This is a genomic window from Paenibacillus doosanensis (assembly GCF_025060755.1).
Lineage (GTDB): Bacteria > Bacillota > Bacilli > Paenibacillales > NBRC-103111 > Paenibacillus_S > Paenibacillus_S doosanensis.
In genome coordinates, this window is record NZ_JANYUY010000001.1 from 336265 (window position 1) to 358912 (window position 22648).

Genomic DNA, 22648 nt, shown 5'->3' on the forward strand with positions numbered 1-22648 from the left:
CGGCAGCAAGCCGCTGGGCTTAAGGAACAATGCGCCATACATTCGCAAAATCTTCGTCCAATATAATATCCTTGCCGACGGCACTCATTAACGATTCTCGGTATTGGGACGGCGACTGGCCGAGACGCTTTTTTACTATTTTAGAAAAATACTCCTGCGTCCACCCCACCTTCTCCGCCACCTCGGAGATCGGCAATGACGTAAACTCCAAATATTCCTTGGCTTTGTCCAGACGAATTTCCTGCAAATATTGAATCGGCGTCATCCCCGTCTTATCGCTGAAGCGCTTGATCAAATAATTGGGATTAAAGCCGAACTGTCGCGCCAGCATATCCAATGTGATTTTGTCGGAAAAATGGGTCTTCACATATCGGACGATTGGTTCGTCGTCGCCCGCTGCGGGGAGTGCGGCATACGAATCGCTCCATCCGGCCTGCTCGCCGAGCAGCATCGTAACCAATGTCCCTTTCAATCCCGACTCAATGCCGAGCGGATGATGCGCCTTAGGATTTCTCATTTGGTGAAGCGACATTTTGTGCCACCGCTTCAGCTCGGCCAAATGCGTGCCGCCGCATAGGCAGCTAGGCTCCGCTTCCTCCAAACAGTCCCGGAGCTGCCCGTCCAGCAATTGAAACTTGTAATCCAGTGTGATGGCGGAGCTTGTAAACCGGAAGCTGTGTGAAACCCCTTTCAGAAATAAAAAGGCAGCTCCTTCCTTGGCCTCGCAGCTCTGTCCCCCGATCACCGCTTGCCCTTGCCCGGACAAGACAACCAGCAGCTGGTCGTAATCCGAGTGCATATGCGGTTCGACCCGGCTGCCCTGCGAATAATCGATCCGCGCCGTCCAAAGCAGCTTCAGTTGGGAGTCTCTAAGTCGTTTCATATTTTGCCCCCGTCTTGTTTTGAAATTCACATTCGTCTCCGTTCTCTCTCTATGCAGTATTTTATAACAAATCTGCGGCAGAAGCCAGAAAGCCCGCTCCCCTCAAGCGCATAGGAAAAGCTGTCGTCCCATACAAATAGTACGAACGCATTGCAGGAAACGAGGTGAACTATGGACGAACGCATCATCCGTTCGGAGACGGCCGCGATGGTGAATCGGCTGGTGCAACTGCAGCAGGCTGACGGCTCGTGGAGGCTCTGCTTCGAGACCGGCACGATGACCGACGCTTATTTGATCATTTTGCTTCGCGCACTCCGGCGCGAGGACGCCGAACCCCTCATCCGCAAGCTGACGGAGAGAATTGCCGGCGCACAGGAAGAGAACGGGGCCTGGAAGCTGTATTACGATGAGCCGGAGGGCAACTTGGACGCGACGGCGGAAGCCTACTACGCGCTTCTATACAGCGGCTATGTAAGCTCCGAAAGCCCGAGGCTGAAACGGGCGCGGCAGTTCATCGTCTCCCGGGGCGGTCTGTCCAAAGTGCGCGCGATGCTCACCCAAGCCATGCTGGCGGCGACCGGTCAGTCACCGTGGCCCGATATGCTCAAGGTGCCGGTAGAACTGCTGCTGGCGCCCCCGTGGTTTCTGTTCAGCATTTACGATCTGTCTGGGCATGCGCGGGTACATCTCGTTCCCGTCATGATCATGGCAGGCACAGGGTTCGGCCTGCGGCACGAGCAATCGCCGGACTTGTCCGACCTCTACGTCGGCGGCAAGCAGCCGTTTGAGAGCCACGCATCGTGGCTCCCCGTGCTTCACAAGCTTTTGGAGGCCGTCCCGCCGCTTCATTTCCCGATCCATCAAGCCTCGCTGGCAGCGGCGGAGCGGTTTATGCTGGATCGGATCGAACCGGACGGAACGCTGCTTACCTATTCCACTGCCACGATGCTCATGATCTTCTCCCTGATCTGTCTCGGCTACGACGCCAAGACGTCGCCGGTGATCAACAAAGCGATCGGAGGACTCTTTTCCCTGCTGTGCCAGGACGAGCGAAAAGCGCATTTGCAGGTGTCGACCTCGACGGTATGGGATACCGCCATGCTAAGCTGCGCTCTCCAGCAAGCCGGCGTTTCTGCGGCTCATCCCGTCGTGCGCAAGGCGGCGGAATACTTGCTGCCCCGCCAGCAAACCCGCTACGGAGACTGGGCGCTCCGCGCCCCTCATACGCCTCCCGGCGGTTGGGGCTTCTCGGATATTAGCACCTTGTACCCGGATCTCGACGATACGACGGCGGCGCTTCGGGCAACCCGCGCTTATTCGGGACAAGGAGGAGATTCTCTCCTGCAGCCCAAAGCGGAGCAAGCATGGCACAAGGGAACCCGGTGGGTTCGCTCCATGCAAAATGATAACGGCGGCTGGCCCTCCTTCGAGAGAGAGCCGCACCCGCAGCTGCTGCAGCTGTTCCAGTTCGACAGCGCGGAGGATATTGCCGTCGACGCGTCGACTACGGATTTGAGCGGGAGAACGCTGCAGTTCTGGGGCGACGAGGCCGGCTTGACCCATTCAGAGCCGTTTATCCGCAAGGCGGCGGATTGGCTGCTGAGTCAGCAAAGGCCGGACGGCAGCTGGTTCGGACGCTGGGGCATCTGCTATATCCACGGCAGCAGCGCCGTAGCGACGGGCTTATTGGCCGTCGGTCTGCCTGCGGACCATGCTGCGATACGGCGGGCCGCCGGGTGGGTGGAAAGCGTCCAGAACGAGGACGGCGGCTGGGGAGAATCATGCCGGAGCGACAAAGTGAAGCGCTATGTTCCGCTTGGAGGCAGCACCCCGTCGCAGACCGCTTGGGCGCTCGATTTGCTCATTGCCGTGCACGACCGCCCTACGCCGTCCATCGACAGGGGCGTCACGCGCTTGATCGAGCTGCTCCACCGACGCGATTGGCGGTTCAGCTACCCGACCGGCGGCGGGCTCCCGGGAAGCGTCTATGTCAACTACCACAGCAACAACTACATCTGGCCGCTGCTGACGTTCTCCCGTTACCTGCGCCGCTACGGCGGCGTCGCCCCTGAGTAGAGGAAGCCGCGATGCGACGCGGCTCCCCCTTCCGCAGCAACGCCAAAAACCGCCTTCGACGATGACGAAGCGCGGTTTTCTGGTTTGGAACGCCGCCTTCCGGCGCGGCGTTCAAGGTTTAGTTCATCGTACGGGTCGATGATTCCAACGAGGCGGCAGGCTCGACATAAGCGGTGCAATATTTGCAGCGGATCGCCTGCTTCGGAATTTCCGATAAACATTCCGGGCATTCCTTGGTTTCTTTTTTCGGGTCCGCAGGCTTGTCGTCCTGCTTTTTGCGCAGCCGGTTCAACTGCTTGACCACAATGAAGATGACGAAAGAAACAATCAGGAAATCGAGCAGCGTATTGATAAATACACCGATGTTCAGCGTCGGAGCTCCCGCCGCCTTGGCTTCGGCCAGCGAAGCATAGCTGTTGCCGTCCAGGCTGACGAATAAATCGGAGAAATTGACCTTCCCGAGCAGCAGCCCGATCGGCGGCATCACGACATCGTTGACGATGGAGGTAACTACTTTACCGAAGGCGCCGCCGACGATAACGCCGATCGCCAGATCGATCATATTGCCTTTCATCGCAAATTCTTTAAACTCTTTAATCATTTTTGAAGCCATACGGAACTCCTTTATCGTTGTTTCCTACTATCATACCCGATTTTATCCCGTTGGTCGATAAGGCAAAGTAAGAATGCGATGTTTTTCACAAAACCGCTTCCCGATCTAGTAATGACAACCATATGTATCGACATTCTTCCATAACGGTTAGACGGCGTTAATCGATGGGTTAAAACCAAAAAAACGGAAACCCGTACATCGGGTTCCGTTTTCCTGTCCTGCTGGCAGCTTAGCGGCTTGCTTTTTTCTTGGAGACCGACACAATCAGTGCGATAATGCCCAAAATTAGCGCGATAATGGACAAGTACAGCGGCGTTTGCGATGCGGCCGGTGCCGCAGCAGGCTGCCCGTCGTGTCCGCCGCCGGCCGTACTGCCTGCGGAAGCCGCCGTATTGCCATGGCTATCCGTAGCCGCCCCGTCCGGTTTGACCGATACTTTTGTGACGGAAGCCGGTTTATCCGAACCGTTCGCGCCTACCCATTCCACAATGCTGCCGTCCTTGTAGGTTTGATAAGCTTTCCAAGTAATGCTGCTGGCGTTATCCGCCACTTTCCCTTGCATATAAAACTCTCCGAATTCCGTTGCAGACAGCCCGTCGCCCGTCGCCGTCCAGGTTACGCTTGTAATTTTGCCGGAAGCGTCCTTGGTCAGATCGTATTTCCAGCCCGGCTTCGGCTCAAAACGGCTGATCGAGACGGAATCGATCGGAATCTTCACTTCGACCTTCACTGTCGGAATGTCTTTCTCCGTCGGCACGCGCACGGCAAATTTCTCATAAGTGCCTTGAACGGTCTCGGACGGAAGCACCGTCACGTGCGCACTCGCAATTCCTCCGCCCAGCATCGTAAACAGCAAACAAATCATTACAATCATACTCGGTTTTTTCAACATCGTTCATCTTCCCTTCAGTCGTCATTATTGCCATCATGCAGGCTGTTTAAAAGTCCCCTTCCGTCTGGAAGCGCCCGGCCCTTAAACTACTACCCTAATGTACAGCAAATAACAGCGTCTGAATATGACCCCATCGGGCTATTTACGGAGCTGTTTTTGACTATACTGTGTCAGCCCCTGGCGGATGGCGTAAGCGGTCAATTGAACCCGGTTGTCCAGCGACAGCTTAGCCAAAATGTTTTTGATATGATTTTTCACCGTGTTCTCGGTTATAATGAGCTGCTCCGCGATTTGCCGGTTGCTGAGCCCGCTGGCGACGCACATCAGAATCTCGCCCTCCCGCTGGGAGAGCACGTTCGGCTTGGTTTCCTCCGCAGCCTGGGAAGGAGCCGAGCGGAATTGGTGGAACAGCCTGTCGGCCATATGCCGGGAAATTTCGCTGTTATCGTCCAAAAGGCCGCGCAAATAAACGATCCAATCGTCCGGGTCCATATTTTTGAGCAAATATCCTTGTGCGCCGCTTTGAATCGCCGTAAACAGATCCGCTACATCGTCCGAAACCGTCAGCATGACGATTCGGATATGCGGATGCTGCTGCTTGATTTTGCGCGTCGCCTCAAGCCCGGTCATGCCCGGCATCTGAATGTCCATCAGGACAAGATCGGGCATCAGTTCGCCGCATAAGGCGATCGCCCGCTCTCCGTTATCCGCTTCGCCTACAATCTCGAAGCCTTCCTCGCCGGCAAGCAGCGCACGCACCGCCCTTCGGGCTAACGGGTGATCATCGGTAATCAGCACCCTGTACTTCATGACGTCACCCTCCTCTGTATCGGTCCCGAAACGGTCAGCTCCGTTCCGCCCTGCGGCGTCGTATGCACATCGAGCTGTCCCCCCAATTCGGCCGCATGCTTGCGCATGAAGGACATGCCGTATCGGTTCGAATGCGGTTCGTCCCCTTCGTTGAGACCAATTCCGTTATCCATGACGCTCAAATTCCAACGGCCGCCTTCTTCCGTCACCCGCAGCTCAATCGAAGCGTGATCCGCCTGCGAATGCTTGCGGATATTGGTGAACGCTTCCCGGATAATCGCAAACAGCTTCACTTCCGCCGAAGTCGTTACGATGTCTTCCGGAACTTCAATGCGCTGCTCGACCGCAATACCGGTAATTCCGCTCCATTCCTCCAGCCAGGAACCGAGCCGTGCGGCAAACGTGGCGCCCTCCTCCGGATTCGTCCGCAAATTAAATATCGCCTGCCGAAGATGGTGGTCGATTTCCGAGACGGCCGAACGCGCCTCCTGAATCCGCCCTTTTTTCAGCTGAACGTTAAGGAAAAACAAAATTTGCGCGATATTGTCGTGCAGCTCTTGAGCCAGCCGCTCCCGCTCTTCGTACACAGCCCGCTTCGCTTGCTCGGCCGATAGTCTGGCGCTTATACGCTGAATGCTGTGAAACATCCAGGACGCAAACAAGTATGACAGAAACAACGTAAGAATCGTAATGTACAAATTGCCGGTTTCCATGGACAGCTCGTCCAGCAGGAAATCATGGCGAATATACTCAAACCCGCCTATAATGACCGGCGGCACAATAATAGTAAGCAGCTTTAGCGTGCGCAAAGACATGCTTTCTTCACCCGCCTTTTTCCCCTCGTAAATTGCGATTCCGGCCCTTGAACCTCTCGGAAGCCGGAATCGGCGCTTGCATCCGCTTTTATCCTGCTATCATTATACACGATACACGGAAAAAAGCGGAATGCTCCGGGAATCGCACAATCCTGGCACCCGGCATAGAGGAGGCTCGGCGGCTGAAGCTACAGGTTCTGCGTTATTCTTTTCTCACGCTGGCGGTAAATTCCGTCCAAGGGTCATTCACCGTAATGATCCGGTCGGCATTCTCGGTATGGCCATTCGGCCAGACTGCGGTAAACCGGAATACGTAGCTTCGATCCGGCAGCGTCTCGAAATCGTCCCGTTTCATCTGCCCGCTCCACTGGATGTTCCCTGAAGAAGGCAGCAGCGTTTCATCCATCTCCGTATAGGACATATGAACCCGAACCGTACCGGCCGGCTGGTTCGTCGCAGCCGCCAGCACGAAGGCTTCTCCCGACCAAAACATATCGTAAGGGCGCGGCCGCTCCGGGTCCCCCGTCTTCTTGTAGTTGTAGCTCTGCCTGTTCTCGTTCCAGCTATCCGTATGGCGTACGAAGCCCTCTACGTTCAAATCCCCCACCGGAACGACCTTAGTTACCGTATCGGAAGCGCCGTGTATATCGGTTGCGGTCAACGTCACCGTGTAATCCCCAGGATGATAATCCGTTATATTACCCGGGATGACAGCGTCTACGGTCGTCGGCTCGGCATAGTAAACAGGTCCGTTAATTTGCCACACGAACTTGAGCTCATCGCCGTCCGGGTCGGTTGAACGGTTGATCAGGTTGACGGTATCCCCTTCGAATACCGGCTTCGGAGTCCAGTCAAAATCGGCCTTGGGCGGCCTGTTAATCATCATCCAAGTTTGCGGCGACCAATTGGAAGCTGCGTCGTACTGATCCCAAACCATCACGCGAACCCTCATTTTCTGACCTGTAGGCAGCTCGATCGGCACTTGCATACTTCCATTATTGGATGATGTATGCTGCCACACTTTCCCGCTATCGTAAATAATAACGTTGTTCGCTTCATTCGCGATCTGGATTTGGTAGTAGTCGAATATCGCTCCCGCATCCGGATCGGTCTGCGTCCAGGTTAATATCGGCGTCCTGGTGTTTACGATGTTCGGGTTATCTTGCGTGCCGTACGGATAACTCATATATGCCGCGGGCGGGCTGTTGGTGGCCATCCAACCGACGTTACTCCATCCGGACCAAGCTTCGCCGTCGCTTACCCTGACTTGCGCCTGGTATTTGCGTCCCATCGTTAACAGGTTGTCCATCGTCCACGCCCAGCTGCCGGCTGTCGTGCCCATCAGTTTATTGGTCACGCATTCGACGCAGCCGCCCCACTCATCCTTCACGTTCAGATCGAACAATTCAAATACGGTATTCGGATCAGGGTCGGACTGGTTCCAATAAATCGTTGGCTGCAGGCTGACCGGCGTCGGGTTGCTCTGGCTGCCTATCGGGAACGTTAAGGTTACACTTGGCGGATGATTCGGCGCCGCTTGGCAGCCGCTGCAAATATCGATCGTTTGCTCGTACCAATCGGACCAAGCATTGTATTCGTCCGCCACGGCCATCGCAACAATATATGTTCCCGTTTCGGTCGGGCGAATCAGCTTGCCGTCGACGCGCGAGCCCGATGGTGTAACGTAATAAAACTTTTTCTTGTAAATCCCGTGACTCGTCGGATAGTCCGCTTGATTCTGACAATTGCCGGAGTTGTAGCAATGGTCCGGATCGTAGCTGTAATCGGTCCACTGAACCAATCGGCTGCCATCCTGCCAGATTGTGAAATTGGAAATCGGTCTGCGATGCACAATTAAATATTGCGTATACCAGTCAGAATATTTCGAGTATCCTTCAAACGTCAAATCGCCGTTGGCAATTCGATGATCCGGATGCGGATCATCCGGCACACGGTAGTCGATCTTGTACCTCCCCACTTTATCGAACGTTAAAATTTGATTTTGGACCGTTTTTCCGTTATACGCAGATAGGCCGGATTTACCGTCTCCTACATCGAGGAACATTGTCGTATCGACGTGCGCATACATCCATTGGGTTCTTGCATCCAGTCTCGGGTCTTTCTCCGGATCATCATATTTCACATCGTACGACACGGCTGTATCGACGATAGCCGTTCCTGGTGTTGCGAAGCTGCCGTCGGCGTTGCTCCATTGATAGGTGATCGAGCGGAACTGGCTGCTGTCCGCCGTAGAGAACGGCCCGAGCGTACCCGATCCGAACGAGCCGTCGGTCAAATCGATGATTAGACTGTTATTTTCATACACTTTGATTTGACTGCCGGAAAGCTTGATCTTATACGGAATCCACGTATCGTTCGCAGCGGACCGGTTAATTCGTGTGAGCTCCGTTTTGCGCCCGGCCGAAATTTTGAGCAGCCTCAGGCTAGATTGCGTCGATTCCAGACGGTACATATTTTGATAGTTTTGAATCCGGAAGCTCATCCCCGCAGCCATATTTGGATGATCCAAATGCGTTTTCATGCTCCAAAGAATCGTACCGTTCATAATTTGCTGCGATGACGTATTGACGAGCTGGCCGAACGTAAACGGTTCGTTGGAGCGGTCTGGTTGCCCTTCGCTCGGATTGAAGTTGTAAACATAAATTTGACCGGATTCCCGGGTAACATATTGATTATCCGATACGATTTTTGCATCGATTGGCAAACTGCTGTTGGTTACCGTCGTACTATAGCTTAATTCAACCAGCGTATTGTTTTTCCAGCCGTATCCGTTCTGATAGCTATTGGAATCGAATTTTTCTAAGTGAGTAGCAACGGCGCCCGTTTCTCCCCCCGTCGTGAGATTAATATACACGGTTCCCGATTTGGTCATATAATCGCCCCAATCATAATAGGACCAATAAAGACCAGCTGTATTTCCATCCTCCGATATGCTGGTCAGGTTTACAATGTCACCTCGATCAACAACCCGGACCGTGGTGGGTATCCCCGTATATGCATCGAAGCGGTATATCTGGAACGACCCGTTCAAATTTTGACCTGCATAGTAGTTTCCTTTGGCATCCATTAAAACTCCGGTATGGGCATCATTCCCTGTTGTTGACCCTAACTTTTGGTCAGGCAGTGATTCTTCGTAATACTGCAAGGGAGGCGGCGATGCTGCAACCTGCGTTTGCGGGAATGCCGGAATCGAGTCGTAGGATATTGTGCTATACGGATGCACTTTATCTGCAGCCGTGTAAGATGAGATCGTTCTTGCCGTCAAGTTAATTTCCTTGTAATCATCAACAAATTTTAGCCTTGAGAACAGATTCGGCCGTGTTCCGTCCCCCCATTCCGCTTTCTTCCCGCTGGCTTTATAACCTGGACCTGAACCGTACGTCACCACTCTGTCACCACTGGCTGAAACACTCGTATTTCCGCTCCGCAGTGTAGCCAAACTCCAACGGGTCCACTTCTGTTCATATCGGTAGAGGCTCGTTGCCGTTCGCGGTCCGTCCGTCCATACGATCATGACCTCATCGGTTGCATCATTAAAATACACTTGGCTATTTTGATCGTAGGCAAAGTAGACCAGTTTGATAGGCGAGTGGTTCGGACTTATCAAATAAAGGTTTACATTCGATCCTAAGTACTCTTTGGCGATGTATTCATCATTGCCTATAGAGTATACATAATTGGAATCGATAAGAGCGCCATCCGTTATTAAAGTTTTCTTATTGAGGCCCATATTTTCGCTCCCCATCGGCAATGAGTAATAGGAAGGGCCTTTTAAGCTATCTTGAGATCGTTTACTGCTCACCAATTCCCCATTCGGACCTACCGACCACGAATTGTACATATAGGACTTGTCCAAGCTGGTATTCGTCCAGTTGACTAAATCGGTCGCTCTAAACCCTGCCACATTAACGGGCATTGGTTCACTGGCCGTCCCGGTTACGGTAAATTCAACATTCGGGTTATCGTTGATAACCTGAACCGTGTAATCCCGGTACGCCGACTTGCCGTACCATTCTGGCTCTTTCGCATAAACGCGGAAGCAGTAATTCCCTACGCGGCTCGGGTTAAACGTAAATTCTTGATTACCGTTGGAGTAGCTTGTCTCATTGACATTGCAAATGCCATTGTTCGACCAATCATACCCGCCTGTTACTTTATAAATTTCAATGCCGTCGCCGTCCGGACTGTACGACTTGTTTTTAAACTGCTGCGGCCCGCGGCTCATCGTGTTTATGTATTGGAAGTCAATGATCGGCGGATCGTCCGGCGTGACCGTAATATAGTGATAATCCGGTGCGATTGACTTGAGCCCCGTATTATCAAAAACATGAAGTGTGACCGTTACTTTCCCTGTCTTTGCGAAGGAGCTGCTGATGCCGTCCCAGGAAGAGGTCGTTCCATCAGTCCACTCAGCGGAGTTCTTCCACTCGTCACGGGCATGATCAATGGTACGTCCCGTCACCGGGGAGTAACTGGCTAACGAATCGAGCGGCGGATTCAGCGGCCGATTCTCTTTGACTACCGTCGCTCCGTTGATAACCGGTATGGGCGTCGGCCCTTTCACTTCCAGAAAGGCGCAAGAAGGTCTTTCGGCCTCATTTCCTCGTATATCTTTAATAGTGGCACATACTTTATGATAACCTTCCACGCTTGCCGTAATATTGCGATACGAATTTGCGTTGTAAGGCTCTTTCCATCCGGATGCTGCCGGAAGCCCTTTAATCCAATCCGTATTCCCTTCACTGAATAACCATGTCCGGAACGTTTCATCGCCGTCCGGGTCTTCTTCTTTTTTGACCTTCAAATCAACGAGATCGCCCACCACTACAGGATCGACAACTTCTTTCCCGTTTTTATACCATGCAATCTCGATGGTCGGCGGTTTGTTATTCGGATCGGTTTTAATTTCGAACGTTTTCGGTCCGATCGGATCGGATGAACCGCAGGTCGTGTTGATTATCATATACACGGTGACAGTCCCTTTCCCGATGCCGCCGCCGTACGTCATATATCCCGAATCGTAGACAAACCAATAATTGGCGTCCTTCGGACTTAACGCCCGCGGATAAAACCTTGAGCTGCCCTGAGTAAAGGTAAATTCGTGAGAAACGTAAGCGCAGCCGTTGCCTCCGGTTACGGAAATATTTTCTGGCTGCACCAGGTTATCGTCGCCAAAGTAAATGATCGGATTCATGATCGTGAAATCCCCGGTGATTTTCAAGTCGGGCGGTTTGGGCTGTGACGAGCCGCAGCCGCCCGCAGGCTTGGCTTGGAAGGTCTCGGTACGAGAGTTGTTGCTTTCGTCATCTTCAGCTATCGCATTGTCGCTATCGACATAGACGGTGATTTGCTTTTCAACTTCGGAGTTGAAGGTGTAGTTGAAGGTTCCTGTTTTCTGTTGTGACCCGAGTCCAGAAAAGGTTTCGTTTTTTATTTCAGTACCATCAACGCGGATGCTTACTTTAAAGGAGCTACTGGTAGAAGGCCCATTATTAACGATGGTATATTCAAAAGGAATGGACTGTCCTACAGTAATACAAACATTTTTGGATATTAAGCTAGTCACTTCAAGGTCGGGTTTACTCGGTGGCGGACTGTCATCGGTATAAGCCACAATTTTCATTTTGGAGTTAAATAGGTACACCTTACCAACGATGTTCATAATCCACTCGTTGTCCCAGCGCAAAACAACACCATTCATTGAATCAGATACTTTATCGTCATACGGAACATCAAAGATTGCTTCATAATCAAATCTATAGTGTAAAGTCACTGGATCAATTGTTTGTGTCTTCATATCAAGGATGTTTCTTTTGCTTAATCCCTGACCATTTGACTTGAATGTAAAATTATCATCAAACTTTAAAGCATCTACGTTTTTAATGTCCACAAGAGGAGTTCCTGGCAGCCCAGGTACCTCTAAAGTATTTGTCCATAGAGTTCCTTCGCGATGGTCTTTGGCTACGTTACAAACAACTCCTTTACCTGTGACTTCATTATCTTTTGGTCCATTGGCCACTTTACAAAAGTCACCGCTGGGTGGCTGGTCATATACATTTGGTCTTGTGCTAATATAATGTCTTTCAGCTTCTCCATCCATATCTTCATCGTAATCATACATCCAAACCAATTTATTTGGATCTCGAAACCAATCGTAGTATCCTTTCGGAATCGCTACTTCCTTTCTAATGGCATCGTATGCAACTCCTTGTATCGATAACCCGTACTTATTGCCGCCTTTATTCGGTAACTCTTGAAGCTTATTACCATTTGAATCTTGCAGTTCAACTCTTGTAATTTTTCCGAGTAAATTCACCTCATAATCAGGGTAGTCCAGCGACTTATACTTCGACAAAAATTTGCCTAATTCTGGCGTATTGTCATTTCCTATCATGTTTGGATCAATGTAAACCTCTCCTAAATCATGTTTGATTTCAGCAGCACTCGCTTGTAAAGGATTAAAATGAGCGGGAAGACTCACAATAATAAAAATGAAAATAATAAAAAGTAATCGCCTCATTTATTCATACCTACTTCAACGTGTAGTCTATATGGGAAGAAAAGACTTCAACTACGTGCGATTCACCAAGTTCCTGGGCCGGATCTCTATAGAGATAAAACTGATCCCCTTGCTTTCTCACTTGTGCTTTAGGTAATAACTGACCTGTTACAAATCTCAAATCGTTTTCTCCAACATTTAGTTTTATACTTGAACCTAAATAAGTTTTATTTCTCTCGTCATAAGAAGAGAACCGAGTTACATCAATAAGGTTTCCTTCCTCATCAACCGTATTTTCACTAAAGAAAGGATTAATATTTAATTGAGCAAAACGAAACGAAATTGGTTCTACCACGCTCACATCAATATGATTGAAAGAAAGTAATGCATAGCTGTTATTTGGATTATCTTGACGCGGGGTACGTTCCGCACCAAAAGCAGCACTCCATCTAAAATCCGTTGGGATTAGTTTTCTGTTTGGGTCCTTCACATTATCCATATCAACTACAATATACTTTTCAATCTCTGAATACCCATTCTCCCCCACATATTTCAATGAACTTTCTTCCAGCTTTTGCCCCCTTTTTAAGTATCCATCCGCAAAATACTGCGGCAGCATAGTAATGATATTCGTCTTATGCCAATAAATCTCCGCCGCCGAAGTAGCATACTTATCCGCCGGCAGGCTGGCCCCTTCCCGAATCTTCATGATCCGCCGGATGACCGTCACGGCTTGAGCTCGCGTCGTCGGCTGATCTTCCCCGAGCGTGCCGGCTTCGTCCATGCCGGTAATGATGCCTTTCGATGTGGCCAGGTACATCCACTTCTTTGCGTCATAGTTCGCTTCCCCTGTAGCGCGGACGGCGATCCGGGCCATTTCCTCGCGGGTAATCGGCTCGTTCAGCTGGTCGGCGGCGAATTCGCCCGTTTGGTGAATCCCGTTCACTTCGGCCGTCTTCACATAAGGCTGGAACCATTCCCCCGCGGCGTCCTGCTTTTTAAACTTGAGCGCATCGACGACCAGCTTCAGAAACTCGACGCGGCTGACGTTCTGATCCGGCCGGAACGTGCCGTCCGGGTACCCGTCGACGAATCCGTCCTTCAAGGCGAATTCGATTTGATCCTTGGCCCAATGGCCGTTAACATCGCTTAATGCCGGAGCGGCGTTTGCGCTGGATATGGATATGAATAGGGATAAGCCGACGATCATACCTGCAATTGTTTTTTTCACTATAGTTCTCTCCTTTTTTATAACAAGCTGTTAGATGGTTATTTGCTCTTTGCGTTTCCTGCGTAGATGATATGGGTCGGGCCCTCCGCTCCGATGCCCTTGAAGACCACTCTGACTTGACGGTTAGGATCCGGGGAAGCCAGCTGCCCTTTGGGCAGCACCTCATAGCTTGTGAACGGACGGATGACCTGCTCCCCTGCATTGCCTGTTACCGCTCCGCCGTATTTTAAGGAAAACCGGTTGTTCCCGATAGGCGTGTAGTGATCGGCCGGAGCCACTTGATACGGATGGCCTTGTGCCTGAAGTTCTCCTGTATCGTCATACAGTTTATCCATGAAAGAAGCATAGCAAGGCTTAACGGCATTAGACTGAGCCGGAAAGCTTTGAATCCGCAGCGTCTGCTCCGATACAAGCACATAGATGCCGCTTTCGCCGACATCTTTTATTTTTTTCTCAGCGGTATCCGCCCATTGCAGGTCATCCGGCACAAGGAAACGGTTCGGATCATGAGGATTGTCCATATCTACGACAACATAGCGGTCGAGGGAGCAGGTCATATTCCCGTTCATGATGGAATGTGTCGACAGCTCTTCGCGGTAATCCGCACCGCCCGTCTCGTCGAAATATTGCGGCAGCGCGGATAACAGATTCGTTCGATGCCAATACATCTCCGCTTCCGCTATGACGTATGCATCCGCAGGGAGGCTGATCCCGGCGCGGAGCTGCTTGATTCTCCCTATTACCGTCACCGCCTGCGCGCGTGTCGTAGGCTCGTCCGGCGCCAATGTTCCCGTTTGATCCAAACCGTTAATAATCCCCTTCAAGGCGGCAAGGTACAGCCACTTTCGAGTATCCGTCTGATCAATCCCTATCGCCCGCACCGCCATCCGGGCCATTTCTTCGCGGGAGATCGGATCTTCGAGCCGATCCTCCGGAAATTCCCCGCTCTTGTAAATCCCTCGAGCCAAAGATGCGTTGAGGTACGGGGTATACCATGCGCCGGTGGCTGCCTCCGGTTGATCCCACTGGAGCGCATCCGCCACCAGTTTAATAAACTCCGCCCGGCTCACATTCTGTTCCGGTTTGAACGTGCCGTCCGGATAACCGTCCACATAGCCCTCCTGAACCGCCGCCGTAATCTGCGGCTCTCCCCAATGATCATGGATGTCGTCGAGACTGCTCGCCTCAGCCGTTCCGCTCCCCGCTTCCTGCAACAAGGCCGCCGCGACGAGCACGGACAAGGTTAGTTTCATCAACCGGTTCAAATGATCTCTCTCCCTTACACTTTGGTGTCTGCTTTTACTGAAAAAAACAAATACAAAAAGCACCTCCAGACATAGGAAAATTCCCTTTGAATGGCGGTGCTTCCGGCTTCTATTATTATGAAATTATAACACATCAATGCCAAAACTTTCCTATGCAGTTCGATTATACTAGATACCCTCCGTTTTTGGCAACCACTATCCGAATAAGTAGTTCTTAAGAACTATTATCATCAAAAATCATAACTGCTGCAATAAAATCAGCCCTACCAAATGATCGGCGCTGTCGTTGATACCGTAGAAAAACAAATCCCTTACCTTCGGACTCGGGGTCAGCAAGTAAGTATCGCGGTACTGCCGGATGGTTTCCCGCTCCCAGCGAATCATTTGCCGTAATCCGTCCGGATATGTGTTGTGAACAAACGGCTCCGGCTGCACAAGCGGTTCCGTGCCTTTAAGCTCGATGTATAACGCCTCCAGCAAAGCAAAATATTTCTTCTCTTCCGCCAGCATCCGCTCCAAGTCCAAGGCGGTCTCCTCGTCAGGAGACATCTTGACCAGCGACGCATAAGCCCGAATTAATGTAGCCGTGCGATTAACGCTCCATTGCAGTTGGGACATAAAACGGCGCACGTCCCGGTACTGCAGCTTCGCAGATAAGGAAAAACTGTCATCGGCAGAGGGGGATTTGATCATCATCCGGCTTCCTCCATTCCCAATCAAAGGTAGGCAAAACGCCATACTATAGCCTATTCACTACAGCTCGCCCATGTGCGCCCCCCTATTATTTATTTGCCGGATTCGCGTTTTCCGCTTCGTTTCTCCGCGCTCAGCAAAGTACGGTTAAGCCAGAGCGCTCCCGGATGTCCGCGACGAAATTTGCGGATTCGGATGCCAGTGAGTTTGACGGCCAGCTGCTTTTGGTAGCGACTGATTGCGTCGATCTGTTCTGCCACGCGTTCGGCGGATGCCGCCGGGATTTCCGAGACATCCGCCATGCTTTCGATGATTCGGGCCAGCGCTCTTTGACTGCGGGCAAGAGAATGCAAAATGTGCAGCTTCAATTTATTTTCTTCATAATGCCAGTTCATTTGGAGCCGCCTCCGAACGGAAACAAATCTCCGACGCCCGCTTCCCCGCCTGAATCTGAGCTTTCTTCGTCGTCTCCTAATAAGACGGACATATTTTTCGACAATGCTTGCTCCATCCTCGTCAGACCCTCGATCACTTCGATCAATTGCTCATGAACTTCGATCGCCCGTCTGACCTGCTTGCTGTGATCGTCAAACTGCTGGGGAGAAACATGGTTGCAAATCCATTGGCAGGAACGGGTCGCTTCCGCCGCTTTGGCTTCCAGAATCAAGGCGATGTTGTGATGAAATTTAACCGCAGCCTGCATCATTTTATAATAGGAATCGCTTCTGCTCAATGTTAGTCCTCTTTTCCGTTAAAAGATGTTCATTCTTCCCCGTCCGGCATGTCAACTTCCTTCATCACATAAGACAAGTTTTCGGCTAAGGCTTCCTCCAAATCGGCCAGACTGCTTAAATAGACTGCGATATTTTTGGCTACGTCCAAGGAATGCTCCGTAAGCATTTCGACGCCATCGACATTTGGATACTGCTCGGCAATATTATGAACCAATTGCGACATATGAACGGCGACATGCCGCTTGGCTTCGAGGATATTGGCCATCTCCATTTGCGAGGAGGCGATATGTTCCAACATTTTCGTAATTTGCTTATGCATCCGATCAACCTCCCGGAGGTATAAAGCTGCTCTCTCACAACATATGCAGCCGAAGATTGAAAGACCACAGCATTAGCCTATACAGACCGTATTGAAGGGGCGTCCGACGCTAAATATGCGCTTGCGGCTCCATGCCCCATTTCTCGATAAACTTTTGGCGATTTTGCAAAATGAGATGCTTAACGGATTGTTCGTCTTCTTTGCGGAAGCTCGCGCTGCCATGATGATAAATAAAGCAATCTCCGGCAATCATCAGCCGGTAACCCGCTTGGCGGGCTCGGTGGCAATAGTCGTCATCCTCATAATGCCCCGGGGAAAAACGCTCATCCAGCAGACCGACCTTATGCAGCAGCTCCCGGCGCAGCAAAAAGCACAGCCCTACAAGCCTTTCCACCTCCATCCATTTCCCGGGGTCCGTCTGATTCATCCGCTCCGTCATATCTTCTACCGTGGTAAAAGTCTCCCCAAGCATCTGCTTGCCGCTTGCATAATTGGTCATCGGCCCGACGATGCCGATATTTTCGCTGCTGTACAAGCATCGCAGCATGTTGGAAAGCCCGTTCTTCGTCATCAGCGTATCGTTATTGAGCAATAGCAGCGCGTCTCCCGTAGCGATGCGCAGCCCCATATTGCAAGCGATCGGGAAGCCGCGATTCCAAGGAAGCGAGATCAGCTTCACATCGTTCTTCAAGCAATAGTCGACCGAGCCGTCGGACGAACCGTTATCGACTACAATGATCTCATAAGGCGTTAGAGTATGCTGGCGGATGGATTGCAAGCACGGCTTCAGCCAGGGGAGACCGTTATAGTTAGGTATAATGAAGCTCGTCTTCTGCATTCCCTTCTACCTCCAAGCATAGGATCGTTTACGCATCGTGTCGGCAAAAGCCATTCGTTCTCCCTTCAAATCGCCGATCAGTTTAAGGGCTTCGAGATGGTCGCCGACGATCAGTTCAGCCACATGGTTCATGGGTCCTATATTGTTGTTCCTCACCCGGTTGCGGCGCACGACATCCACGCTGCACGCCGATCTGATTTGTAGACCGTGATGAACAGCCAAGGCTTGGGCTTTGGGAGGGACCATTAACGATGCAATGCCTATCGTTTCCACTGCCCTCCGGGACAGAGCATGCGGCACCGCCGTCATGGAATTGGCTTGCAAATCATTGCGCCCCAGGGCGACGTTCAAAAACTGCTTCATATACGTAACCTGGTCTCTGTTATAAAACAGCCCCAAAAACGGGGAAATATCGTTCAAGGCCACATCCGTTCCGCGATCGACGGCGCTGATGAAAGGAAGCAGCCGCTCTGCGGACAGCTGAATGTCGCCGTCCAAAAAAAGCAATATTTCGGACTGCGCCATCTTAGCCCCTACGGCGCGGCCTACGTCATGACCGAGCGGTTCGGGATAGAACAGCACGGTTGCGCTAGGATGCTCGCGAGCCTTCTCGAAGCTGCGGTCGCTTGAACCGTTGACAATGACGTAAATCTCTTCGAGCGGAAGCCGCTTCAGCTCGCTCATCACGCTGCCGATCGTCCTTTCCTCGTTCATCACCGTCACTATAGCGGCAACGGATTTGCCCGTCGGCATCATCAGCCAATCCCGCGGAGGCTTTCTCTTGCCCCGGAAATAGCCGTTCACATACCCTTTGGCCGCCTCTTCATAGCGTCTCCAGCCCGCTCCGATCCGGCCCACGCCGTTTGCCCTGCGCAGCCAAAGCCGATTCAGCGCTTGGATCGGATTCGGTTCGTTCTCGACCGTATAATCGGCTGCGTCTTTCCGCCCCGCCCGAAATCCCGCCTGAAAGGCTTGAGAGAATATGCGGGGCCTGAACGGACGGCGCCGCCGCTTTCCCGTTCGCTGGAACCGCAGCGGCTGCGGGTGGGCTTTCGGCTTGCCGCGCTTCCGGTTGCCCGGGCCGGCGACTGGCAAACGCCTTGAAGGAGCCGGCTTCTTCACTATTGCTTTTGAACGCTGCACAAGCAGATCACCTCACCATATTCCGGTTTCTATTCAAATCAGTATGCAGCCCGCGATCGTTCGTAGACTGCGTATACCAGCGCAGCGCCTCCAAGTGATCGCCTACGATCAATCTGCCGAGCGGGTCCGCCCGGTTGCCCCGCCGGCGAACCGGGTTCAGCAAGCCAACGTGAATAAAGTGGACGGCCTCCACCCGCAGCTGCTTTTGCACGGCCATCGCTTGCGCTTTGGGCGGGACCGCAAGATTCTCGATCCCTATGGCGTCTAGCGCTTTGCGGCTTACAGCGTGGGGAATCGTCGTCATCGACGCTCCTCGAAGATCGGCTCTGCCGATGGCCGTATTCAAAGCATGCTTCGCCAGCACTACCGGATGAGCAGAGGAGCGTAAACGAGTCGGGCCTATATATCGGTTTAAGGCAACGTCGACGCCGCGCTCTACCGCATAAATAAAGGGGCGCAGCTTCTGTGCAGGTATGACCATATCTCCATCCAAAAATAGCAGCACGTCGCCGCTGGCATACCGCGCCCCCACGCTTCTGCCGACGTCATGACCGAGCGGCTGTTCATAGAAAATGACGCGGGCGCCCGATACCCGGGCTATGTTCTCCGAGCCGTCGGTAGATCCGTTGACGACGGCTATAATTTCTACGCCGGGCTGCAGCTTCTTCGCTTCCCGGATGACGCGAGCCAGCGTTCTTCGTTCGTTCATGACGGGGATGATGACGGACACTTTCAAGCGGGGCCGCTTGAATCTGGGGGAAGAGGGAGTACGTACTGGTCGCATTCTATGACTCAACTCCAATCGCTGCATTTGTTGTGCAAAACAACTCCACATTATTTTATGTACATTTATTATGAGAGCGAGGGCTAGTGCACATAGCGAAGAAAATTGAGGCTGCGGAACATATGAAAAAGAGAGCCGAGATTTATCGGCCCCCGCGATTCACTATCTTCTGCACATATATTCAAACGCCGCCCGTTCGAAAAGCTCTACGCTTCGCTCCCATGTCCACTTCTCCGCTTCCTTAAGCCCGTTGGAAGCCAGTCTGCGGCGCAGCCCGGAATCGTCGACCAAACGTATAATGTCCTCTCCCAGACGGTTGTCTGTGGCGTAAGAGAGCAGGCAATTGTGCTCATGCCGGCAATATTCCATATTGCCGCCCGAATAGACGGCGGCGAGCGGCGTACCGCATTTCATCGCCTCCAGCGCCGGCAGAGGACACGCTTCGTGCACGGAAGACGTTACGAAGATATGCATTTGATTATAGTGATAGCACAGCTCGGCATCACTGGCCGGCGTGTAGAACCGGAATTGCCCCGTTTCGCGCAATTTCATAAGCGCAGGCGAGGTGAATACGTCGCGCGGAGGACCGATCAGATTTAACTCCACCTGCGGCCGCTGCGCTTTAACGAACAGCATATGGCTAATCAGCGCCTCCTGCTGCCGATGCCAGGCATCCCCCCCGTCCGGCTTGCGAATGACGGCGCCGATCTGCAGCGGCCCGCCGTGATCTCTAATACTGTACGGACGGAAGATTTTGCTTACTCCGATAGGGATGACTTTCGCTTCGACGCCGTGATTCAAGTAGACCAACTCCTGCTGATACCGGGATAACACTAGAAGATTCGGCGTCATCTGATAAGTTGGGAAAGAAACGGCCTGATCCGGCAAAAATAACGGTTCGTAGCATAAACTCAAACGCATATGAATTCCCTTCCCCTGCTCCGACGCTCTCTGCACGGCTTCCACCGTCGTGTAAAAATTTGAGACGAGCACATCCGCATAGGGAAAGTCGTGCTCCGTCATCGTATCGCCGGCGGTACGAATCAACCGGGCGTTCAGCGCAAAATCGATGATTCCGGCAGAAGGCATCACAACCGTCACTTCATGTCCTTTGCGGATCAAGCCCTGCATGATCTCCACAAGCATCCTCTGGGCTCCGCCTTTGGTTAGGGTCATAATCGCAAATGCAAATCTCATCAGGTTACCCTTCTTCCCTATGGTCTGATTATATTCATCCAAAATCCGCTGCAGCAAAGCCTTAGCGGGTATATTGCAGCAGCGGGGGCTCATTGCAGCAAAATTTCGATGTTCGCCCGTCCGGCCGAAGATATTCTAACCGCCCGGGTCTTGAAACCGTAAGCCTCGCTGAAGCAGCCCAGCTCGTAGGCGCCCGGCTGTACGCCCGGCAGCGCGAATTCCCCGTTAGCTCCGCAATGCATGCTTCGGAGAACGACGCCGGATGCGTCCAGCAAATGTACGCGGGCATCGGAGACGGCGTATCCGGAGCTTGCGTCCTTAATGGTTCCTTGCAAAGTCATCGTAGGTACGACAAGAGCTTCCTTCGTTTCCAAGAGCATATCGCGGTAACCGCACTCCATTTTATCGATAAATGGTTCCGCTGCCTTAGGTGCGCGTTTGCCGCCGGCTGCGTCCATGTATGCCCGCACAGTCCGATCGATCATGACCGCATCGTTCCAACGCTGCTTCGAATGCTCTCTGGCCGTCCTTGACAGACGCTCCCGCAAGGCGCAATCGTCGGCGAGGAGCAGCAGCTTCTCGTACAGCGCCTCGGCGTTTCCCGGCTCGACCAAGTAGCCCGTCACCCCCTCTTCGATCATTTCGACGATGCCGCCGACGCTGCTCGCCACCACAGGCTTACCCAGACTTTGCGCCTCGATAACGGAGAAAGGCAGATTATCCTGCAAAGAGGGAAGCGCCACAACATCTGCGCAAGACAGGAGGTTGGGAACATCCGTCCGTTTTCCCAGCAGCTTCACATGATCCCCGAGCCTCATCTGCCTGATTTGCCTTTCGAGCTCTCCTCGCATCACCCCGTCTCCAATAAGCCAGCATACGGCGTCCTTTCTCCGCTCGATCAGCCGTTTCATCGCTTGCAGGAGATGCGTTTGTCCTTTGATCGCAACGAGGCGGGCCGGGCAAGCTATAATGAATCGATGGCCTTCGCGCTCGGGAGAGCGTTCCTGGGCATCTTCCTTCGGCAGCGGATGAAAGTCATGCTGGCTTAACCCGTAAGGAACGATATAAGTATTCGGATGAGCGACCTGAAACGTCGACAAGCACCGGGACAGCCAGCGGCTCGGCAAAATGAGACAGTCCGGCGTCATGGCCCCGTAGTACTCCTCCAGCGCCAAATGATGGCGTTCCAGCCTGGAACGGACCCGAATTTCTTTATTCGCTACCCATTCCGTCGCCAGACATCCGTGAATGGTGGCAACCAGCGGTACGCCGGAAGGCTTCGCTCTGGCGAGCGCGAAGGTCGAAATAATATCCTGGGAGTGAATCACATCGTACCGATCCAACCGCAGCTGCCGGCATGCCAGCTCGAAGGCGCGCTTCTCGCTCTCCCTCCACAGCATCCACGGCGAAAGCACGATATCCCGGTCCTTGTATTGCCCTGCCGTCTGCGCCTCCGCTGCGGCCAAAAGCGGCGCTTTTTCCACTTCCTGGCCGTCCTTGATCAAATAATATTTTGTTAAATCCGGATGCTGGGCGAATATGTCTACTTCATACCCTCTTCTCTCCAGGCCGTCCCGTAAAATCTCAAGATAGGTCCATACGCCTCCAATATGAGGAAGGGGCCAGTAGGTTGCCAACAAGATTTTCATCCGAGTCTCTTCCTTTCATCTCTAATCGTGTCTAAAGGTTGAAGCGCTGCCTTTCAAGCTCTTGATTTACTATATTCCGTTTCTCGCGTCTTGCTTTCCGCTCATTGCTAGAGCCGCTCTCCTATTGCCGATGAAACTTCGGAGGCGCCGGTTGAGAAAACCGCGTTCAAACTTAAAGTTTCCCCT

The 22648-nt window shown here is 52.4% G+C and carries 18 protein-coding genes; 1 reads left to right on the forward strand and 17 read right to left on the reverse strand.

The annotated features are described in order from the left end of the window. Positions 1-19: 19 nt before the first annotated feature. The gene (locus N0M98_RS01525) at positions 20-883 is read right to left on the reverse strand and encodes an AraC family transcriptional regulator (RefSeq protein ID WP_259616736.1); all 864 of its coding nucleotides are present in this window, start codon (positions 881-883) and stop codon (positions 20-22) included. A gap of 171 nt (positions 884-1054) precedes the next feature. Here N0M98_RS01525 and N0M98_RS01530 point away from each other — a divergent pair, with 171 nt between their 5' ends. Continuing rightward, positions 1055-2959, forward strand: coding sequence for a terpene cyclase/mutase family protein (locus N0M98_RS01530; protein ID WP_259616737.1), 1905 nt, complete (start codon positions 1055-1057; stop codon positions 2957-2959). A 118-nt stretch (positions 2960-3077) separates the two neighbouring features. Here N0M98_RS01530 and mscL read toward each other — a convergent pair whose 3' ends face one another. The 16 genes from mscL to N0M98_RS01610 all read right to left on the reverse strand — a co-directional run bounded on the left by mscL (position 3078) and on the right by N0M98_RS01610 (position 22462). Next, entirely contained in the window at positions 3078-3560 is a 483-nt protein-coding gene (gene mscL / locus N0M98_RS01535; protein WP_259616870.1) for a large conductance mechanosensitive channel protein MscL, read from the reverse strand. 241 nt (positions 3561-3801) lie between these two features. Beyond that, positions 3802-4464 carry a YcnI family copper-binding membrane protein gene (locus tag N0M98_RS01540; protein ID WP_259616738.1) on the reverse strand — a complete coding sequence of 221 codons (663 nt, stop codon included), beginning with the start codon at positions 4462-4464 and terminating at the stop codon, positions 3802-3804. Between the two features lie 138 nt (positions 4465-4602). Next, positions 4603-5274: a response regulator gene (locus N0M98_RS01545; protein ID WP_259616739.1), complete on the reverse strand. Its 672-nt coding sequence runs from the start codon at positions 5272-5274 to the stop codon at positions 4603-4605. Continuing rightward, on the reverse strand, positions 5271-6089 hold the full coding sequence (locus N0M98_RS01550) for a sensor histidine kinase (protein ID WP_259616740.1): 819 nt from the start codon (positions 6087-6089) through the stop codon (positions 5271-5273). The genes N0M98_RS01545 and N0M98_RS01550 overlap by 4 nt, the downstream gene beginning before the upstream one ends. 202 nt (positions 6090-6291) lie before the next feature. After that, a complete protein-coding gene (locus N0M98_RS01555) occupies positions 6292-12630 on the reverse strand; it encodes a CARDB domain-containing protein (RefSeq protein ID WP_259616741.1) in 6339 nt (2112 codons plus the stop codon). A 10-nt stretch (positions 12631-12640) separates the two neighbouring features. Then, on the reverse strand, positions 12641-13840 hold the full coding sequence (locus N0M98_RS01560) for an S-layer homology domain-containing protein (RefSeq protein WP_259616742.1): 1200 nt from the start codon (positions 13838-13840) through the stop codon (positions 12641-12643). A 38-nt stretch (positions 13841-13878) separates the two neighbouring features. Next, the gene (locus N0M98_RS01565; protein ID WP_259616743.1) at positions 13879-15105 is read right to left on the reverse strand and encodes an S-layer homology domain-containing protein; all 1227 of its coding nucleotides are present in this window, start codon (positions 15103-15105) and stop codon (positions 13879-13881) included. Positions 15106-15342: 237 nt separating this feature from the next. Beyond that, positions 15343-15801 (reverse strand): ferritin-like domain-containing protein, encoded by a 459-nt coding sequence (locus N0M98_RS01570; protein ID WP_259616744.1) that lies wholly within the window; start codon positions 15799-15801, stop codon positions 15343-15345. A gap of 89 nt (positions 15802-15890) precedes the next feature. After that, entirely contained in the window at positions 15891-16193 is a 303-nt protein-coding gene (locus tag N0M98_RS01575; RefSeq protein ID WP_249862175.1) for a hypothetical protein, read from the reverse strand. Beyond that, positions 16190-16531: an alpha-helical endospore appendage domain-containing protein gene (locus N0M98_RS01580; RefSeq protein WP_249862174.1), complete on the reverse strand. Its 342-nt coding sequence runs from the start codon at positions 16529-16531 to the stop codon at positions 16190-16192. Before N0M98_RS01580 ends, N0M98_RS01575 begins: the two co-directional genes overlap by 4 nt. Positions 16532-16560: 29 nt before the next feature. Continuing rightward, positions 16561-16851, reverse strand: a complete 291-nt coding sequence (locus N0M98_RS01585) for a nucleoside-diphosphate sugar epimerase (protein WP_249862173.1) — start codon at positions 16849-16851, stop codon at positions 16561-16563. A 109-nt stretch (positions 16852-16960) separates the two neighbouring features. Beyond that, positions 16961-17689 carry a glycosyltransferase family 2 protein gene (locus N0M98_RS01590; protein ID WP_249862172.1) on the reverse strand — a complete coding sequence of 243 codons (729 nt, stop codon included), beginning with the start codon at positions 17687-17689 and terminating at the stop codon, positions 16961-16963. A gap of 6 nt (positions 17690-17695) precedes the next feature. Continuing rightward, positions 17696-18832, reverse strand: coding sequence for a glycosyltransferase family 2 protein (locus tag N0M98_RS01595; RefSeq protein WP_249862171.1), 1137 nt, complete (start codon positions 18830-18832; stop codon positions 17696-17698). 7 nt (positions 18833-18839) lie between these two features. Beyond that, a complete protein-coding gene (locus N0M98_RS01600) occupies positions 18840-19616 on the reverse strand; it encodes a glycosyltransferase family 2 protein (protein WP_249862170.1) in 777 nt (258 codons plus the stop codon). A 162-nt stretch (positions 19617-19778) separates the two neighbouring features. Beyond that, positions 19779-20813, reverse strand: coding sequence for a glycosyltransferase family 4 protein (locus tag N0M98_RS01605; protein WP_249862169.1), 1035 nt, complete (start codon positions 20811-20813; stop codon positions 19779-19781). A gap of 89 nt (positions 20814-20902) precedes the next feature. After that, complete coding sequence (locus tag N0M98_RS01610) at positions 20903-22462, reverse strand: glycosyltransferase (protein WP_249862168.1); 1560 nt, start codon at positions 22460-22462, stop codon at positions 20903-20905. Positions 22463-22648 lie beyond the last annotated feature (186 nt).

What these genes read in the sequence shown, in the direction of transcription:
- N0M98_RS01525 (WP_259616736.1), bottom strand. Translation starts at nt 883, where the DNA reads ATGAAACGACTTAGAGACTCCCAACTGAAGCTGCTTTGGACGGCGCGG.
- N0M98_RS01530 (WP_259616737.1), top strand. Translation starts at nt 1,055, where the DNA reads ATGGACGAACGCATCATCCGTTCGGAGACGGCCGCGATGGTGAATCGG.
- mscL (WP_259616870.1), bottom strand. Translation starts at nt 3,560, where the DNA reads ATGATTAAAGAGTTTAAAGAATTTGCGATGAAAGGCAATATGATCGAT.
- N0M98_RS01540 (WP_259616738.1), bottom strand. Translation starts at nt 4,464, where the DNA reads ATGTTGAAAAAACCGAGTATGATTGTAATGATTTGTTTGCTGTTTACG.
- N0M98_RS01545 (WP_259616739.1), bottom strand. Translation starts at nt 5,274, where the DNA reads ATGAAGTACAGGGTGCTGATTACCGATGATCACCCGTTAGCCCGAAGG.
- N0M98_RS01550 (WP_259616740.1), bottom strand. Translation starts at nt 6,089, where the DNA reads ATGTCTTTGCGCACGCTAAAGCTGCTTACTATTATTGTGCCGCCGGTC.
- N0M98_RS01555 (WP_259616741.1), bottom strand. Translation starts at nt 12,630, where the DNA reads ATGAGGCGATTACTTTTTATTATTTTCATTTTTATTATTGTGAGTCTT.
- N0M98_RS01570 (WP_259616744.1), bottom strand. Translation starts at nt 15,801, where the DNA reads ATGATGATCAAATCCCCCTCTGCCGATGACAGTTTTTCCTTATCTGCG.
- N0M98_RS01575 (WP_249862175.1), bottom strand. Translation starts at nt 16,193, where the DNA reads ATGAACTGGCATTATGAAGAAAATAAATTGAAGCTGCACATTTTGCAT.
- N0M98_RS01585 (WP_249862173.1), bottom strand. Translation starts at nt 16,851, where the DNA reads ATGCATAAGCAAATTACGAAAATGTTGGAACATATCGCCTCCTCGCAA.
- N0M98_RS01590 (WP_249862172.1), bottom strand. Translation starts at nt 17,689, where the DNA reads ATGCAGAAGACGAGCTTCATTATACCTAACTATAACGGTCTCCCCTGG.
- N0M98_RS01600 (WP_249862170.1), bottom strand. Translation starts at nt 19,616, where the DNA reads ATGCGACCAGTACGTACTCCCTCTTCCCCCAGATTCAAGCGGCCCCGC.
- N0M98_RS01605 (WP_249862169.1), bottom strand. Translation starts at nt 20,813, where the DNA reads ATGAGATTTGCATTTGCGATTATGACCCTAACCAAAGGCGGAGCCCAG.
- N0M98_RS01610 (WP_249862168.1), bottom strand. Translation starts at nt 22,462, where the DNA reads ATGAAAATCTTGTTGGCAACCTACTGGCCCCTTCCTCATATTGGAGGC.